This is a genomic window from Brevibacterium sp. S22 (assembly GCF_004745485.1).
Classification (GTDB): domain Bacteria; phylum Actinomycetota; class Actinomycetes; order Actinomycetales; family Brevibacteriaceae; genus Brevibacterium.
Window position 1 is genome coordinate 1 of the sequence record NZ_RHFG01000067.1, and the last position, 1,218, is coordinate 1,218.

Annotated in this window: 1 protein-coding gene; it reads left to right on the forward strand. The window is 61.8% G+C overall.

Going from position 1 to position 1,218, the window contains the following annotated elements; translation table 11 throughout:
• Positions 1-1,184, forward strand: a protein-coding gene (locus tag EB835_RS20170; RefSeq protein WP_205749996.1) for an IS3 family transposase whose coding sequence is annotated in 2 segments (ribosomal slippage) — positions 1-279 and positions 282-1,184 — 1,182 coding nt annotated over the 2 segments. Because the reading frame shifts where the segments join, the coding sequence is not laid out codon by codon here. This gene is flagged as partial in the annotation.
• Positions 1,185-1,218: the final 34 nt, after the last annotated feature.

Below are 1,218 nucleotides of genomic sequence, written 5' to 3' on the forward strand. Positions count from 1 at the left end.
CAGCCCTACCCACAAGAATTCCGCGATGACGTCGTCCGCGTCGTGATGGGCCGCGACAAGAACACAACAATTGCCCAGATCGCCAAGGACTTCGGCGTCCACGAAGCCACCATCACCAAATGGGTCCGCCAAGCCGAGATTGATGCCGGCAACAAACCCGGCAACACCACCGACGAATCAACCGAACTGCGAGAACTGCGTCGGCGGACCCGCCTGCTGGAGCAGGAGAACGAGGTCCTACGCCGTGCCGCCGCTTATCTATCGCAGGCGAATCTGCCGTCAAAAGGCTCTACCCGCTCGTGAGAGAGCTCGCCGCCGACGGAATCCCCGTTGCGGTGTCGTGCCGGGTTTTGAAGCTCTCCCGCCAGCCCTACTACCGGTGGCTGGAAGCACCGATTCCCGAAGCCGACGTCACCGAGGCGTATCGGGCCAACGCCCTCTTTGATGCCCACCGTGATGACCCGGAGTTCGGATACCGGTACCTCGCTGACGAAGCCGAAGCGAGTGGCCAGCCCATGGCGGTGCGCACCGCGTGGCGGTTGTGCTCGACCAATGCCTGGTTCTCGGCCTTCGGCAAGGGCCGGGCCAAGAACGGGAAGAAACCCGGCCCGCCCGTCCACGACGATCTGTGCGCGGTTGTCGACGCCGATGGGAAGACCAGACACGAGTTCCGAGCCGATGCCCCGAATCAGCTCTGGCTGACCGACATCTCGGAGCACCATACCGATGAGGGCAAGCTGTACTTGTGCGCGGTCAAGGACGCCTACTCGGCGCGGATCGTTGGCTACTCGATCAGCTCGAGGATGAAGGCTCGGCTGGCTGTCGATGCCCTCGAGATGGCTGTGACCAGGCGGGGTGACGTGGCCGGATGTGTGACGCATAGCGATAGAGGCTCACAGTTCAGATCGAAGAAATTCACTCGCACACTGGACCGCCACGGCATCATCGGATCGATGGGACGAGTCGGCGCGGCTGGCGATAACGCCGCGATGGAATCGTTCTTCGCTCTGTTGCAGAAGAACGTTCTCGACCGTCGCCGGTGGGCCACCAGGGATCAGTTGAGAATCGCGATCGTGACCTGGATCGAGCGGACATATCACCGACGTCGTCGACAAGCCCGGTTGGGTCGATTGACACCAGTGGAGTACGAAGCAATCATAGAGCCAGCTGCTCTCGCAGCATGACACTCACGCTGTCACCCTTCTTTGCATCAGTCCC